At 69.5% G+C, this 14,971-nt stretch carries 15 protein-coding genes; all 15 read right to left on the minus strand.

The annotated features are described in order from the left end of the window. Nucleotides 1–194: 194 nt before the first annotated feature. The 15 genes from BGN97_RS05100 to BGN97_RS05170 all read right to left on the minus strand — a co-directional run bounded on the left by BGN97_RS05100 (nucleotide 195) and on the right by BGN97_RS05170 (nucleotide 14,966). Entirely contained in the window at nucleotides 195–647 is a 453-nt protein-coding gene (locus BGN97_RS05100) for a GNAT family N-acetyltransferase (protein WP_292698567.1), read from the minus strand. A 28-nt stretch (nucleotides 648–675) separates the two neighbouring features. Continuing rightward, nucleotides 676–1,746, minus strand: coding sequence for a Glu/Leu/Phe/Val dehydrogenase family protein (locus tag BGN97_RS05105; RefSeq protein WP_292698569.1), 1,071 nt, complete (start codon nucleotides 1,744–1,746; stop codon nucleotides 676–678). Between the two features lie 87 nt (nucleotides 1,747–1,833). Next, the gene (gene der, locus BGN97_RS05110; RefSeq protein ID WP_292698571.1) at nucleotides 1,834–3,354 is read right to left on the minus strand and encodes a ribosome biogenesis GTPase Der; all 1,521 of its coding nucleotides are present in this window, start codon (nucleotides 3,352–3,354) and stop codon (nucleotides 1,834–1,836) included. Further along, nucleotides 3,347–4,042 (minus strand): (d)CMP kinase, encoded by a 696-nt coding sequence (cmk, locus tag BGN97_RS05115; RefSeq protein ID WP_292698574.1) that lies wholly within the window; start codon nucleotides 4,040–4,042, stop codon nucleotides 3,347–3,349. Before cmk ends, der begins: the two co-directional genes overlap by 8 nt. Next, nucleotides 4,035–5,147 carry a prephenate dehydrogenase gene (locus BGN97_RS05120; RefSeq protein ID WP_292698576.1) on the minus strand — a complete coding sequence of 371 codons (1,113 nt, stop codon included), beginning with the start codon at nucleotides 5,145–5,147 and terminating at the stop codon, nucleotides 4,035–4,037. The genes cmk and BGN97_RS05120 overlap by 8 nt, the downstream gene beginning before the upstream one ends. Continuing rightward, nucleotides 5,144–5,938 carry a pseudouridine synthase gene (locus BGN97_RS05125; protein WP_292698578.1) on the minus strand — a complete coding sequence of 265 codons (795 nt, stop codon included), beginning with the start codon at nucleotides 5,936–5,938 and terminating at the stop codon, nucleotides 5,144–5,146. The genes BGN97_RS05120 and BGN97_RS05125 overlap by 4 nt, the downstream gene beginning before the upstream one ends. Then, the gene (gene scpB, locus BGN97_RS05130) at nucleotides 5,935–6,525 is read right to left on the minus strand and encodes an SMC-Scp complex subunit ScpB (protein ID WP_292698580.1); all 591 of its coding nucleotides are present in this window, start codon (nucleotides 6,523–6,525) and stop codon (nucleotides 5,935–5,937) included. The genes BGN97_RS05125 and scpB overlap by 4 nt, the downstream gene beginning before the upstream one ends. 61 nt (nucleotides 6,526–6,586) lie before the next feature. Continuing rightward, nucleotides 6,587–7,423 carry a ScpA family protein gene (locus BGN97_RS05135; RefSeq protein ID WP_292698582.1) on the minus strand — a complete coding sequence of 279 codons (837 nt, stop codon included), beginning with the start codon at nucleotides 7,421–7,423 and terminating at the stop codon, nucleotides 6,587–6,589. After that, entirely contained in the window at nucleotides 7,407–8,285 is an 879-nt protein-coding gene (locus BGN97_RS05140; protein WP_292698607.1) for a ParA family protein, read from the minus strand. Before BGN97_RS05140 ends, BGN97_RS05135 begins: the two co-directional genes overlap by 17 nt. 64 nt (nucleotides 8,286–8,349) lie before the next feature. Further along, the gene (locus BGN97_RS05145; RefSeq protein WP_292698584.1) at nucleotides 8,350–9,066 is read right to left on the minus strand and encodes a gamma-glutamyl-gamma-aminobutyrate hydrolase family protein; all 717 of its coding nucleotides are present in this window, start codon (nucleotides 9,064–9,066) and stop codon (nucleotides 8,350–8,352) included. A gap of 22 nt (nucleotides 9,067–9,088) precedes the next feature. Beyond that, nucleotides 9,089–9,868 carry a 3-oxoacyl-ACP reductase gene (locus tag BGN97_RS05150; protein WP_292698586.1) on the minus strand — a complete coding sequence of 260 codons (780 nt, stop codon included), beginning with the start codon at nucleotides 9,866–9,868 and terminating at the stop codon, nucleotides 9,089–9,091. A gap of 32 nt (nucleotides 9,869–9,900) precedes the next feature. Then, nucleotides 9,901–11,295, minus strand: coding sequence for an aldehyde dehydrogenase family protein (locus tag BGN97_RS05155; protein WP_292698588.1), 1,395 nt, complete (start codon nucleotides 11,293–11,295; stop codon nucleotides 9,901–9,903). A gap of 2 nt (nucleotides 11,296–11,297) precedes the next feature. Further along, nucleotides 11,298–12,683, minus strand: coding sequence for a glutamine synthetase family protein (locus tag BGN97_RS05160; RefSeq protein WP_292698590.1), 1,386 nt, complete (start codon nucleotides 12,681–12,683; stop codon nucleotides 11,298–11,300). 5 nt (nucleotides 12,684–12,688) lie between these two features. Further along, nucleotides 12,689–13,402, minus strand: coding sequence for an FCD domain-containing protein (locus tag BGN97_RS05165; protein WP_292698592.1), 714 nt, complete (start codon nucleotides 13,400–13,402; stop codon nucleotides 12,689–12,691). A gap of 16 nt (nucleotides 13,403–13,418) precedes the next feature. Next, nucleotides 13,419–14,966: an amino acid permease gene (locus BGN97_RS05170; protein ID WP_292698609.1), complete on the minus strand. Its 1,548-nt coding sequence runs from the start codon at nucleotides 14,964–14,966 to the stop codon at nucleotides 13,419–13,421. Between the last annotated feature and the right edge of the window lie 5 nt (nucleotides 14,967–14,971).

Here is a 14,971-nt window from a genome sequence, read left to right on the forward strand (position 1 = left end):
CGGGGTCGAACGCGAGCACACCGGCGGCACCGAATCGACCCCAGTACCGCTCACCCGACTCCGCGACGACCCACGCGTCCCCCGGATCCCGCGGTCCGTCCGGACGGCGCGGCTCACCGGGTTGCACAGGAATGATCGTCACCCGTTCAGCCTTTCACAGCTGCGCGACGCAGCGGCCACGAAGACGAAGTGAGTCAGCTCACGGCATCCGGCGCGTAGCGCAGCACGTTCGTGTCACGGCGGACGAACCCGACCGACTCGTACAGCCGCAGCGCCGCCTCGCGCGACGGGCGCGAGGTCAGATCCAGCGTCCTCAGCCCGTGCTCGCGCGCGAGAAGGGTCGCCCGCTGCAGCAGCAGACGGGCGATCCCCTTCCCGCGCATCGACTCGTGGACGGCGACATCCTCGACGATCCCGCGGATGCCCGTCGGGAGCGGGAACGTGACGACCGTCGTCATGCCGACGATGCGCCCTCGCTCCCGGACGATCAGCATCTCCGTCGCGTCATGGGCGACCATCGACTCGATGCGAGCCCGATCGAACACCGCGGTCGTCGACAGCAGGCCGAGCAGGTGCCGCAGGTCGGCGGCATCCTCATCGCTCACCGAGGTGAGCACCTCCACCTCGTGCCGCGTCCCGTCGCCCATCGCCGTCCTCTCGTCAGCCGTTCTCGCGTTACCGCGCACCCACCGCGGCACCGGCACGCAGCCGCGATGCGGCGAGCTCCTCGGCCGCCTGCAGCGGCGTGATGCCCCGCTCCTCGGCGTCGCCCAGGATGGTGCGCACGGTGTCGCCGATCGCTGCGACACGGGACATGATCTCGTCGCTCGTGCCGAGCTGCTTCGCCTCCAGGTCGAGGTAGATCACACCGCCCGCGTTGACCACGAAGTCGGGCGCGTACAGGATGCCGCGCCCCGCGAGGCGATCCGCTCCGGAGCGCTCGGCCAGCGGGTTGTTCGCGGGTCCGCACACGGCTTTCACGTCCAGTGCGTCGATGACCTCATCGGTCAGCACACCGCCGATGCCGGCGGGAACGAACACGTCGCCGGCGACCAGGTGTTCGGTGCCCGGCTCGACCCAGGTCGCACCGATCTCCTCGGCGAACGAGCGCCGCGCGGGGTTGATGTCGGTCACGGTCAGCCGCGCGCCCTGCTCCGCCAGGCGTGCCGCGAGGCGTCCGCCGACCTGTCCGAGGCCCGAGATCGTGATCCGGCGCCCCTCGGCGGAGGCCGATCCGGAGACACGCTCCAGCACGGCCTGCAGCGAGGCGTGCACGCCCAGGCTCGTCGGCCCTGCGGGCTCACCCGAACCACCGACGGTCGACGGCAGCCCGACCACATGCTGCGTGCGCTCGCTCACCGTGAGCATGTCCTCGGTCGTCGAGCCCACGTCCTCGGCCGTGCGATAACGGCCCTCGAGAAGCTCCACGGCGTCGCCGAGGTCGAGGAATGCGGCGCGACGCTGGTCGGCATCCAGCGTCTGCCCCGGTTGCAGACGGATGACGGACTTGCCACCACCTGCATCCAGGCCGGCCGCGGCGTTCTTCAGCGTCATCGCGGCCGAAAGGCGCAGCGCGTCGCCGAGGGCGTCGCTCCAGTGCGGGTACGTCCACAGCCGTGCCCCGCCGAGGGCGGAGCCGAGCACCGAGGAGTGCAGCGCGACGGCGATGAACAGTCCGCTGCGCCGTCCCGTCGTCACCTCCACGCGCTCGTGGGCGAAGTCGGGCAGGGGCAGGGTGTGCGTCATCGCAGTCTCCTTCGGCGGGCCTCGTGTGCCAGGCGGGAACGGATGCCGGGATCATGGCATCCGCTCCCCATTCTGCCTCAGAGAGCGTCAGCGCTGCCGGCGCTCCCGTACGCGCATGTTGATCACGATCGGCGTGCCCTCGAAGGAGTACAGCTCGCGCAGGCGACGCTGCACGAACCGGCGGTAGCCCGGGTCGAGGAAGCCCGTCGTGAACAGCACGAATGTCGGCGGACGGGTCGACGCCTGAGTTCCGAACAGGATGCGCGGCTGCTTGCCGCCACGCAGCGGGTGCGGGTGCGCGGCCACGAGCTCGGTGATGAACGCGTTGAACTTGCCGGTCGGGATACGGCGATCCCAGTTCTCCAGCGCGCGCTCCAGGGCGGGCACGAGCTTGTCGAAGTGCCATCCGGTCTTCGCCGAGATGTTCACGCGCGGAGCCCACGCGACGTGCGCCAGGTCCTGCTCGATCTCGCGCTCCAGGTACCGGCGGCGGTCGGAGTTCTCCATGTCGTCGTCCGACAGGCGATCCCACTTGTTGAACGCGAGCACCAGTGCACGGCCCGACTCCAGCACCATGTCGACGATGTTGAGGTCCTGCACGCTGATCGGCTGGCTCACGTCGAGGACGACGATCGCGACCTCGGCCTTCTCCAGCGCCGCGGAGGTGCGCAGCGAGGCGTAGAAGTCGGCGCCCTGCTGCAGGTGCACACGACGACGGATGCCTGCGGTGTCGACCAGCCGCCACATCTTGCCGCCCAGCTCGACGATCTCGTCCACCGGGTCGCGCGTGGTGCCCGCGAGGTCGTTGACGACCACGCGCTCCTCCTTGGCCGCCTTGTTGAGCAGCGAGGACTTGCCGACGTTCGGCCGGCCCAGGATCGCCACGCGGCGCGGTCCGCCGATCTCGGCCTTGGCCACCGCCGATACCTCGGGCAGCTTCTCCACGATCATGTCCAGCAGGTCGGCGACGCCGCGTCCGTGGATGGCGGAGACGGGGTACGGCTCCCCCAGGCCCAGGTTCCACAGCGCAGCCGCCTCGGGCTCCTGCCGGGCGTCGTCGATCTTGTTCGCGATGAGGAACACCGGCTTGCCGCTCTTGCGCAGCAGCTTGACGACGTGCTCGTCGGTGGAGGTGGCGCCGACCTTCGCGTCGACGACGAACAGCACCATGTCGGCCAGGTCGATCGCGACCTCGGCCTGCGCTGCCACGGAGCGGTCGATGCCCTTGGCATCGGGCTCCCACCCGCCGGTGTCGACGAGCGAGAAACGCCGCTCCATCCACTCGGCCTTGTAGGTGACGCGGTCGCGCGTGACGCCGGGGGTGTCCTCCACGACCGCCTCGCGGCGGCCGAGGATGCGGTTCACCAGCGCCGACTTGCCCACGTTCGGGCGGCCCACGATCGCCACGACCGGCAGCGCCGGCATGACCGTGATGCCGTCCTCGCCGAGGGTCACGCCCTCGAGCAGGTGCGCGTCCTCCTCGTCCAGGTCGTAGTCCGCGAGGGTCGCGCGCATGAGGTCGGCGCGCTGGTCGGCCAGCTGCTCGTCGAGCTCGGCCATCTTCTCGGCGAGGTGGTCGGGGCCGCCCTCGTACTCTTCATCAGCCATGGTGGGGCTCCTTGTCGGCATCGAAGGCGCGCTCGATCACAGCGAGCACGGCGTCGATGGTCTGTGTGAAATCCAGGTGCGTGGAGTCGACCACCGTCACGCCGGGGGCGGCGTTGAGGAAGTCGACGACGCTGCTGTCGGAGGCATCGCGCTTGCGCATGGCCTCGCCGACGGCGGCCGCGTCCGAGCCGGCGAGCTCGCCCGCACGGCGGGCGGCGCGCACCTCGGGTGCGGCGGTCAGCAGGATGCGCACCGGCGCATCCGGGGCGACGACGGTCGTGATGTCACGGCCCTCGACGACCACGGCGGGATAGGCGGACTCCGCCACCATCCGCCGGAAGATCTCGTTCACCTGCACGCGCACCTCGGGCACGCGCGCCACGCCGCTCACCGCGGCGGACACGCGGGGGTCGCGGATCGCGTCGGTCACGTCGACGCCACCGACCAGCACGCGGCGGTCGTCGGGGTCGAGCTGCTGCGACAGGGGGAACTCGGATGCTGCGGAGCGCACGGCCTCGGCATCCGCGGTGTCCGCCCCGCGCTCCAGCACATGCCAGGCGAGCGCACGGTAGGCCGCGCCGGTGTCGAGGTAGCCGTAGCCGAGGCGACGCGCCACGGCCTTGGAGACGCTGGACTTGCCGGACCCGGCGGGCCCGTCGATCGCGATGAACTTGTGCGCGTCAGTCATTGGTGTTCCCTGCAATCCGCCAGCCGCGTGCTTCCAGGCCCTCGATGGCGCCGCGCAGCGCGGCCGGCGCCACGCTGATGTCGGCCAGGCCGAACTGCGCCCCGGGCGAGTGCTCCAGGCGCAGGTCCTCCACGTTCACGCCCAGCTCGCCCAGCTCGCCGAACAGGCGGCCCAGCTGGCCGGGGGTGTCGTCGACCATGACGATGAGCTGCTCGAAGCGGCGGTTCTGGCCGTGCTTGCCCGGGAGCCGTTCCACACCCTCGTTGCCCTGCCGGATGGCATCCGCCACCGCACGGCGCGCGCCCGGCGCGTCCGGCTCGCGCAGCGCGTCGGAGACGGCGCGCAGATCGGATGCGAGCGCGTCGAGCACCTCGACGACGGGCTCGGCGTTCGCGCTCAGGATCTGAACCCACAGCTCGGGGGCGGATGCCGCGATGCGCGTCGTGTCGCGCACGCCCTGGCCCGCCAGCTGCAGCGCGTCTGCATCGGCATCCGCGAGGCGGGCGGCCAGCAGGCTCGCCACCACCTGGGGCACGTGCGAGGTCAGCGCGACGGAGCGATCGTGCTCCTCCGGGGTCATCTCCAGCGGCGTGGCACCGAGGTCCAGCGCGAGCGCCTCGACCAGTGCGAGGTCGGCGGCACGGGTCTCCTCGTCGCGGCACACCACCCACGGACGGCCGATGAACAGGTCGGCGCGCGCCGAGATCGCCCCACCGCGCTCACGTCCCGCGAGCGGATGCGAGCCGATGTAACGAGTGAGGTCGACGCCGCGACGGCGCAGCTCCTGGTACGGCTTCAGCTTGACGCTCGCGACGTCGGTCACCACGGCATCCGGGTGCGCCTCGAGCTCTGCCTGGATGACGTCGGCGGTCACGTCCGGCGGCACCGCCACCACGATCAGGTTCGGAGCATCGTCGTCGCGCGCCGCACGTCCTGCTCCGTAGTCGATCGCGAGCCGCAGCTGCGAGGGCGAGGCGTCGGAGAGCACCACGTCCACGTCGTGCGACCGCAGCGCGTGTCCGATGCTCGCGCCGAGCAGGCCCGCGCCGACGATACGCACGGTGCCCGACACGCGCGATGCGCGGGCGTTCGTGGTGTCGCTCACTCGGTCTCCTGCTTGTCGTCATCTCCCGCGGCCGCAGGTGTGTCCTGGCGCGACAGAGTCAGCAATGCGCCTCGTTCGATTTTAGTCAGCTCCCTGGCCTTCCCGACCGGGAGAGTTCCCAGGTGCAGCGGACCGAACTGGCGACGCACGAGCTCCTCGACCGGATGACCGACGGCGGCCATCATGCGACGCACGATCCGGTTCCGCCCGGAGTGCAGGGTCAGCTCGACCAGGCTGCTCCCCCGCGACGCGTCCAGCAGCCGCGCCTTGTCGGCCTTGATCGGGCCGTCCTCCAGGTCGAAGCCGCGGGTCAGCTTGGCGATCGTCTGCGCGGTCACCGTGCCTGTCACCTTCGCGATGTACACCTTCGTCACGCCGAACGAGGGGTGCGCGAGCACGTGCGCGAGCTCGCCGTCGTTGGTGAGGATCAGCAGCCCGCTGGTCTCGGCATCCAGCCGGCCGACGTTGTAGAGGCGCTCCTCCCACTCCTTCGTGAAGCGGCGCAGGTCGGGCCGGCCCTTCTCGTCGCGCATGGTGCTGTAGATGCCGGTGGGCTTGTTGAGCATGACGTACCGCTTGGACACGTCCAGCTGCACGGCCGTGCCGTCCACGTCGATCAGGTCGGTCTCCGGGTCGATGCGGGTGCCGAGCTCGCTGACCGTACGGCCGTTGACACGGATGCGCCCCTCGACGATGTACTGCTCGATCACGCGTCGCGACGCGACGCCCGCATTGGCCAGCGCCTTCTGCAGCCGCACACCGTCACTTTCCTGGTTTCCTGCGGTGCTCATCGGGTCACTCCCTCATCGAAGCCGTCGGCCCCGTCATCGAGCAGCGGTGAGATCGGGGGCAGCTCGTCGATCGAGTTGATCCCCAGGTGCTGCAGCAGCTGGTCGGTGGTGCCGTAGTTGATCGCGCCGGTCTCGGAGTCGGCGAACAGCTCGGTGATCAGTCCCCGCGCCAGCAGCGTGCGCACGACCGAATCCACGTTCACGGCGCGGATGGATGCCACCTGCCCTCGCGTGACCGGCTGCTTGTAGGCGATGACGGCCAGGGTCTCCAGCGCCGCCTGCGACAGGCGCGCGGGTGCCTGCCCGCCGATGAAGTCCGCGACCAGGTCGTCGTGGTCCTCGCGGACGTAGAGGCGCCAGCCGCCGCCCACCTCGCGCAGCTCGAAGCCGCGACGCGGCCCGGTGCCGCGGCCGTCGTAGTCGTCGACCAGCGTCTCGAGCGTCTGCCGCACGGCGGGGACGGGCGCGTGCACGGCCGCCGCGAGGGCGACCAGGGCGATCGGCTCGTCGACGATCAGCAGGATCGCCTCGACGCGCTCGCTCAGCGGCGTCTCCAGGGTCGTCTCGAGGACGGCATCCTCACTCATCCGGGCATCCTCACTCATCCGGAATTCCTCATCTTCGGCCATGGGCTCTGTCATGATCCGCTCACCTGTCGTAATCCGCGCCGAGCGTCGCCAGCTGCTCGTCCGACCAGTTCTCCGCCGACCAGCGCAGGGTCAGCTCGCCCAGGGGCTCGAGCTGCTCGAAGGAGAGCGCGGCGTGCCGGTACAGCTCGAGCACCGAGATGAAGCGCGCCACGACGATACCGGGCTCGCTCACCCCGCTCACCAGTTCGCGGAACGTCAGCGAGTCGGTGCTGCGCAGCAGCGTGACGACGACGGCCGCCTGCTCCCGGATGCTGACCAGTGGCGCGTGCAGGTGATCGAGCCCCACCGAGGGGATCTCCTTCGGCGCGAACGCCAGCAGCGCGAGCGCTGCGAAGTCGTCCACGCTCAGCGACCACACCAGCTCCGGGGTCTTCTTGCGGTGCTTCTCGTCGAGCGGTGCCGCCCGCACGTGCCGACGGTCCTCCCGCTGCAGGCAGCGCGCGAACCAGGCGGAGACCTCCTTGAAGGCGCGGTACTGCAGCAGCCGGGCGAACAGCAGGTCGCGGGCCTCGAGCAGCGCGACGGACTCGGCATCCACCAGTTCGCCCTGCGGCAGCAGCCCCGCCACCTTCATGTCCAGCAGGGTCGCTGCGACGACGAGGAACTCGGACGCCTGGTCCAGCTCGTCCGGACCGTCGAGATCGCGCAGGTACGAGATGAACTCGTTCGTCACCCTGCTCAGCGACACCTCGGTGATGTCCAGCTCGTGCTTGGAGATCAGGTTCAGCAGCAGGTCGAACGGGCCGTCGAAGTTCGACAGCGAGACCCGGAACCCGGATGCATCCGCATCCTGGTCCACCGGGCCCGTCGAAGCGTCCTCAGGCGACGGCGCCACGGGCGACCAGCTCCCGCGCCAGTCGCAGGTAGGCCTGGGCGGCTGCGTGCTCCGGCGCGAACTCGGTGATGGGCACGCCCGACACCGAGGCGTCGGGGAACTTCACGGTGCGGCCGATCACGGTCTCGAGCACGTCGTCGCCGAAGGCCTCGACGACGCGCTCCAGCACCTCACGGGAGTGCAGCGTGCGCGGGTCGTACATGGTGGCGAGCAGTCCGTCGAGCTTGATCGACGGGTTCAGTCGGTCGCGCACCTTGTCGATCGTCTCGATGAGCAGGGCCACGCCGCGCAGCGCGAAGAACTCGCACTCCAGCGGAATGAGCACGCCGTGCGCGGCCGTCAGCGCGTTGACGGTGAGCAGCCCGAGCGAGGGCTGGCAGTCGATCAGGATGACGTCGTACTCCCCCGCCACGTGCCGCAGCACGCGGGCGAGGATCGTCTCGCGGGCGACCTCGTTGACCAGGTGCACCTCGGCGGCGGACAGGTCGATGTTCGCCGGCAGCACGTCGAGGTTCGGGGTCGAGGACTGCACGATCGCCTCGCGCGGGTCGCGCTTGGTGTCCAGCAGCAGGTCGTAGACAGTCGGCACGTCGTGCACGGTGATGCCGAGTCCGGCCGAGAGCGCACCCTGCGGGTCGAAGTCGACGGCGAGCACCCGGCGGCCGTACTCGGCGAGAGAAGCGGCCAGGTTGATCGACGTGGTCGTCTTGCCGACGCCGCCCTTCTGGTTGCACAGCGCGATGATGCGCGCGGGGCCGTGCGAGTCCAGCGGCGCAGGGACGTCGAAGCCGTGGTACGGGCGACCCGTCGGGCCGATCGGGAGGTCGTCCCCCTTCGTCGCCTTCGACTTGGTCTTCGTCACCTTGTCCGCCACCGGTTCTCCTGCTCGTCGTGCTTGCTCGAGTCTAGCGGCAGGGCCCTCCGGCTCAGCCTCGGCGCGCGGCGCGCTCCCGGGCCGCGGCCACCAGACCGTCGAAGACGCCCGAGTCGTCGGCGGTCTCCGGATGCCACTGCACCCCCACCGCGAAACGATCACCGTCGGCCTCCATGGCCTGCACGACCCCGTCGCCGTCGCGGGCGACGACACGGAACCCGGGGTGCTCGTCGACCGCCTGATGATGGTGGCTCGGCACCGTCAGGCGATCGGCGATCAGTGCGGCGATGCGTCCTTCGCCGTCGACCGTGACGTCGGTCGAGCTGTACCCGGCCGGGGTGCCCCCGTGATCGCCGTGCCCGACGACGTCCGGCAGGTGCTGCACCAGCGATCCGCCGGCGGCCACCGCCATCATCTGCATCCCGCGGCAGATGCCCAGCGTCGGCAGCCGCTCCCGATCCGCCTCCGCGAGCAGCCACAGCTCCCAGGCATCCCGGTCGTCGTACCAGGTGGTGACGTGCTCGTGGGGCTCCTGCCCGTAGCGGGCGGGGTTGATGTCCGCCCCGCCCGCTATCAGCAGACCGTCGATCCGGCTCAGCGCGATCCGCGCGGACTCGGCCGAGCCGAGCGGCGGGAGCAGCACCGGCACGCCGCCGGCGCGCTCGACCGAGAGCGCGTAGTCGGCGGGCAGCAGGTCGGCCGGGATGTGGCGCCAGTCGCCCCAGTTGGCCAGCTGCCGGTAGGTGCTGATGCCGATGACGGGCCGCACGGCCGCCTGCTCCGGCGAAGGATCACTCAAAGTCGCTCTCCAGGGGTGTGACGTAGGCGTTGGACAGACCTCCGTCCACAAGGAAGTCCATCGCGGTGATGAAGCTGGATTCGTCGCTGCCCAGGAAGGCTACCGCGTTCGCGATCTCCTCCGGCTCGGCGAAGCGTCCCATGGGCACGTGGATCAGCCGGCGCGCGGCCCGCTCGGGGTCCTTCGCGAACAGCTCCTGCAGCAGCGGCGTGTTCACCGGGCCGGGGCAGAGCGCGTTCACGCGGATGCCCTTGCGCGCGAACTGCACGCCCAGCTCACGGGTCATCGCCAGCACGCCGCCCTTGGACGCCGTGTACGAGATCTGCGAGGTGGCTGCTCCCATGATCGCGACGAACGACGCCGTGTTGATGATCGAGCCCTTGCCCTGCTCGAGCATGTACTGGAGCACGGCCTTGCAGCAGTAGTAGACGCTCGTGAGGTTGACGTCCTGCACCAGGTTCCAGGCGTCGATGCCGGTCTTCAGGATCGAGTCGTCGGATGCCGGGGAGATGCCGGCGTTGTTGAAGGCGATGTCGATGTGACCGTAGGTGTCGTTCGCGACCTTGAACAGGTTCTCGACCTCGGCCTGGTCCGTGACGTTCACCTTCACGAACACGCCGTCGAGCTCCTCGGCGATGCGCGGACCGTTCACCTCATCGAGGTCGCCGATCACGACCTTGGCGCCCTCCGCGACGAACTTCCTCGCCGTCGCGAGGCCGATCCCGCTGCACCCGCCGGTGATGACGCCGACCTTGCCGTCCAGCTTTCCCATCTGCTCTCCCTGTCGTCTTTCCTGAGATCTGATCAATTGTCGGTCGAGATGAAGACGTTCTTCACCTCGGAGAAGGAGTCCGGTGCATCCGGTCCGAGCTCGCGCCCCAGACCCGACTGCTTGAACCCGCCGAACGGGGTCCAGTAGCGCACGGAGGAGTGCGAGTTCACCGACAGGTTGCCGCTCTCCACGCCGCGCGCGACGCGCAGCGCACGGCCGACGTCGCGGGTGAAGATCGAGCCGGACAGGCCGTACTCGGTGTCGTTGGCCTTGGCGATGGCATCCGCTTCGTCAGTGAACGGCATGACGGCCAGCACCGGGCCGAACAGCTCCTGCGACCACACCGGATCGGACGCTCCCCGCGGCATGACCACGGTCGGGGCGAGCCAGTACCCGCTGGAGGCGTCCGGAGCCTGACCGCGGAACGCGACATCGGCGCCCGCCAGCGCATCGGCGACCGAATCGCGCTGCTTCGCCGAGATGAGCGGCCCCATCTCCGCGTCCTCGGCAGCGGGATCCTTCACGCGGAACGACTCCACGGCGGGCTGCAGCAGCTCCAGGAACCGATCGTAGACGCTCTGCTGCACGAGGATGCGCGAGCGGGCGCAGCAGTCCTGCCCCGCGTTGTCGAGGCCTGCTCCGGGCGCGGATGCCGCAGCCCGTTCGAGGTCGGCGTCCTCGAAGACGATGTTCGCGTTCTTGCCGCCGAGCTCCAGCGTCAGCCGCTTGACCTGGTCTGCACAGCCGCGCATGATGCCCTTGCCGACGTCGGTGGAGCCGGTGAAGCACACCTTGCGCACCAGCGGATGCGTCACGAAACGGTCGCCGACGATCCGGCCCTTGCCCGGGATCACGGTGAACACGCCCTCGGGGACGCCCGCTTCGAGCGCCAGCTCGCCGAGCCGCATGGCGGTGAGCGGGGTGAGCTCGGCGGGCTTGAGCACGACGCTGTTGCCTGCTGCGAGAGCCGGGCCGAAGCCCCAGCCGGCGATCGGCATGGGGAAGTTCCACGGCACGATGATGCCGACCACGCCGAGCGGTTCGTGGAAGGTGATGTCCACGCCGCCCGGTACCGGGATCTGCCTGCCGAAGTGCCGCTCGGGCGCAGCGCTGTAGTAGTTCAGCACGTCGCGGACGTTGCCCGCCTCCCAGCGGGCGTTGCCGATGGTGTGCCCCGCCCCTGCGACCTCGAGGTCGGCGAGCTCGTCGATGTGAGCGTCGACGACCGAGGCGAACGAGCGCATCAGCCGGGCCCGCTCCGCGGGAGCGATGGCGCGCCAGGCGGGATAGGCGCGATGCGCGCGCTCGATCGCGGCATCCGTCTCGGCGAGATCGGCCTGCGGGACGGTGCCGACGGCAGCGCCGGTCGCGGGGTTCAGCACCGTGAAGGCGCCGCCGGCGCCGAACGGGGTGGTGGGGATCCTCATGTTCACAGCCTCTCGAATCCGCGGGTCAGCTCCCAATCGGTGACGGCGGCGTCGAAGGCCTCGATCTCGACATCCGCGTAATGCACGTAGTGCCGGACGACGTCCTCGCCGAACACCTGCGCGGCGATCTCGGAGTTCGCCAGCGTGTCACGGGCCTCGTGCATGGTGGTCGGCACGACCGGCGCCCCCGACTCGTAGGCGTTGCCACGGGTCTCCGCCTCGAGCGAGAGCTCGTTCTCGATGCCGTACAGGCCGCCGGCGAGCATCGCCGCCAGCCCGAGATACGGGTTCATGTCGCCGCCGGGGAGGCGGTTCTCCATCCGGGCGCTCTTCCCGCTGCCGACCAGCCGCACCGCGGTGGTGCGGTTGTCGATGCCCCACGCGACGGACGTGGGCGCGAACGAGCCCTTCACGAAGCGCTTGTAGGAGTTGATGTTCGGTGCGTAGAACAGCGTGAACTCGCGCATCGTCGCCAGCACGCCCGCGATGAAGTGGTCGTACACGGCGGAGCGGCGGCCGTTCTGCTCGTCCCAGAAGACCAGGCCGTCGTCCTCCTTGCCGCGCAGCGACATGTGCACGTGACAGGAGTTGCCCTCTCGCTGGTTCGGCTTGGCCATGAAAGTGATCGACTGGCCGTGCTGACGGGCGATGTCCTTCGCCGCGGTCTTGTAGTAGGAGTGGTTGTCGGCGGTCGCGATCACCTCGTCGAACAGGAACGCGATCTCGTGCTGGCCGAAGTTGCACTCCCCCTTGGCCGACTCGACCGTCAGCCCCGACGAGTACATGGTGTTGCGGATGTCGCGCAGCAGCGGCTCGACGATCGAGGAGCCCAGGATGGAGTAGTCGATGTTGTACCGGTTGGCCGGGATCAGGTTGCGGTAGCCGTCGTCCCACGCCTTCTCGTAGGGCGTGTTGTAGATCACGAACTCCAGTTCGGTGCCGGCGACGGCCTTCCAGCCGTGCGCCGCCGCACGATCGACCTGCGCGCGCAGCATGCTGCGCGGCGACACCCGCACCGCCTCGCCGGTCGTGCTGGTCAGGTCGCACTGGATCAGCACGCTGCCGGGGCGGTGCGGCATCAGCCGGATGGTCGACAGGTCGGGGATGAACTCCATGTCGCCGTAGCCGCTCGCCCAGGACGCGTGGTCGTAGCCGTCGACCGTGTTCATGTCGACGTCGACGGCGAGCAGGTAGTTGCAGCCCTCGGTGCCGTGGCCCAGCACGGAGTCGAGGAAGAAGCGGGCGTGCAGCAGCTTGCCCTGCAGCCGGCCCTGCATGTCGGTGAAGGCGAGGACGACCGTGTCGATCTCCCCCTCCAGGATCATTCCGCGCAGGCGGTCGACGGTCAGCATCCGACCGTTGCGAGGAGGTGTGGGGGTGATGTTCATCGTGCTCATTTCAGAAGGCCCTTCAGGAGTGCGGCCGTGGCGTCGCAGTGCGCTGCCATGACCCGGCGCGCGCGCTCGGCGTCGCCGTCGAGGATCGCCGTGACGATCTCCCGGTGCTCGGCGTCGGCGTGTTCGATGTTCTTCTTGAGGAATGGGATCTCGGCGAGCAGCTGGTGGATCTTCGCCTGCACGCCGCTGCAGGCGTGCGCGAGCTCGTCCGACCCGCAGACCGTGCTGATGGCGAGGTGGAGCCTGGCATCCGCCTGCCGGTAGTCGGCGGGCGTCTCGGCGGCGTCGACCTCGGCGAGGCCGGTCTGCAGCAGCTGCCGCTGCTCGTCGGTGAGATCGGTGAGCGCGGCGCGGTGCGCCGCGCCCGGTTCGATCACCGAGCGGAAGATGATCAGGTCGTCGATCTCGGCTCGGCGCGGCGGATGCTGGCCGGCCGGCCACGCCTCCTTCGGCGGCTCGACGACGGTGCCCCCTCCGCGCCCGCGGGTCGTCGAGACGAGCCCGGCGGCGCGGAGGGCACTGATGGCCTCCCGGAGGGTGGCGCGCGAGACGTTCAGCCGCTCGGCGAGGTCGCGCTCGCCGGGCAGCTTCTCGCCCACCCGGAAGATGCCGAGCTGGATGGCTGATCCGAGCTGCTCCACGCAGGATTCGAATGCCATCTGCCCGCGCACCGGGTGCAGCGCGGCATCGACCAGGAGGGAGTCCATCATCGTCGTCCGGTCGCACTCACTCGTCGAGCAGCGTGTCCGCGGACTTTGTGAGGTGCTCGGCCTCTGCGCTGCTGTTCATGAAGTCGCGCTTGCCGTAGGCGTACCACAGCACGATCGACAGGATGGCGACGACGACGACGGCGATCGGCGCGTAGTTGAACGTGTCGACCGTGATCGGGGTGACCGGCGGCAGCACGAACAGGATGACGATGAACACCACCCAGACCACCGCGATCCAGCCGATCAGAGCGCTCCAGCGGCCGAGGTTCCACGGCCCCGGCTGGAACGCCGGGTTCAGCCGGCGCAGGAACACCGGGGTCACGTAGGCGATGTACAGGCCGATCACCGCGATGGAGGTGACGGCGGCGTACGCGGTCGTGTTGAACAGCGCGGGGACCGTGACGACGATCGACAGCACCACGCACAGCCAGATCGAGTTGGTCGGCGTTCCGGTGCGCTTGTTCACCTGCGCCCACAGCCGAGCGCCGGGGATCGCGTTGTCCCGCGAGAACGCGTAGCTCATCCGCGAGTTGGCGGTGACGGATGCCATGCCGCAGAAGAACTGCGCGCCGCACACGATGAACAGCAGGAACTTCGCGACGTCGGGGTTGTTCAGCGCGTCCATGAAGATCTGCGCCGGGCCGGAGCCGAGACCCGTGCCGACGATCTTCGACAGCCCCGCCTCGCTGCCGTCCTGGATCGCCGCGACGATCGTGTACAGCAGGATCCAGCCGCCGATGATCGAGATCAGCACGCTCATCACGATGCCCTTCGGCGCCGCGACCGAGGCGTTCTTGGTCTCCTCCGCGACGTGCGCAGAGGCGTCGTAGCCGGTGTAGGTGTACTGGGCCATCAGCAGCCCCATCAGGAACACGTAGGGGCCGAAGCCCCAGCCGGTCTCGTTGTGCCAGGTGGTGAAGGTCCAGGCGACGTCCTGGTGCTGCGAGGGCATGATCCACAGCACGGCGACGATGATCACGACGCCGACGATGTGCCACCACGCCGACACCGAGGAGAGCAGGCTCACCAGGTTCACGCCGAAGGTGTTCAGCAGGCCGTGGACGACGATCAGCACCACGAACAGCAGGAAGGTGTTCAGCGCGGTGACCTCGGTCCCCCACATCAGGTTGGCGAAGGCCATCATGGTGGCGGCCGCGCCGTAGTCGATGGCGGCGGTCACCGCGACCTCGCCGAGGAAGTTGTACCACCCGACGAACCAGGCCCACTGGCGCTTGTTCTTCTTGGCCAGGCGTCCGGCCCAGAAGTACAGGCCGCCGGCGGTGGGATAGCGGGAGCAGACCTCCGCCATCGCCAGCGCGACGCACAGCACGAAGACGCCGACCAGCGGCCATCCGATGGTGATCGCGCTCGGTCCCCCCGACTTCAGCGCGATGTTGAAGGACGTGATGCAGCCGGCCAGGATCGAGATGATCGAGAACGACACCGCGAAGTTCGAGAAGCCCGACATCCCGCGATGGAGTTCCTGCTTGTAGCCGAGTTCGGCGAGAGCGGCGGCGTCATCGTCGACGGGGCCGGTCCCCACAGCCTTTGTGGATTCGCTCATGGAAG

The sequence above is a fragment of the Microbacterium sp. 69-10 genome, assembly GCF_001897945.1.
Classification (GTDB): domain Bacteria; phylum Actinomycetota; class Actinomycetes; order Actinomycetales; family Microbacteriaceae; genus Microbacterium.

Excerpts from the sequence above, each read along its gene's own strand:
- BGN97_RS05100 (WP_292698567.1), bottom strand. The coding sequence starts at position 647 with ATGGGCGACGGGACGCGGCACGAGGTGGAGGTGCTCACCTCGGTGAGC.
- BGN97_RS05105 (WP_292698569.1), bottom strand. The coding sequence starts at position 1,746 with ATGACGCACACCCTGCCCCTGCCCGACTTCGCCCACGAGCGCGTGGAG.
- der (WP_292698571.1), bottom strand. The coding sequence starts at position 3,354 with ATGGCTGATGAAGAGTACGAGGGCGGCCCCGACCACCTCGCCGAGAAG.
- cmk (WP_292698574.1), bottom strand. The coding sequence starts at position 4,042 with ATGACTGACGCGCACAAGTTCATCGCGATCGACGGGCCCGCCGGGTCC.
- BGN97_RS05125 (WP_292698578.1), bottom strand. The coding sequence starts at position 5,938 with ATGAGCACCGCAGGAAACCAGGAAAGTGACGGTGTGCGGCTGCAGAAG.
- scpB (WP_292698580.1), bottom strand. The coding sequence starts at position 6,525 with ATGAGTGAGGATGCCGTCCTCGAGACGACCCTGGAGACGCCGCTGAGC.
- BGN97_RS05150 (WP_292698586.1), bottom strand. The coding sequence starts at position 9,868 with ATGGGAAAGCTGGACGGCAAGGTCGGCGTCATCACCGGCGGGTGCAGC.
- BGN97_RS05155 (WP_292698588.1), bottom strand. The coding sequence starts at position 11,295 with ATGAGGATCCCCACCACCCCGTTCGGCGCCGGCGGCGCCTTCACGGTG.
- BGN97_RS05160 (WP_292698590.1), bottom strand. The coding sequence starts at position 12,683 with ATGAACATCACCCCCACACCTCCTCGCAACGGTCGGATGCTGACCGTC.
- BGN97_RS05165 (WP_292698592.1), bottom strand. The coding sequence starts at position 13,402 with ATGATGGACTCCCTCCTGGTCGATGCCGCGCTGCACCCGGTGCGCGGG.
- BGN97_RS05170 (WP_292698609.1), bottom strand. The coding sequence starts at position 14,966 with ATGAGCGAATCCACAAAGGCTGTGGGGACCGGCCCCGTCGACGATGAC.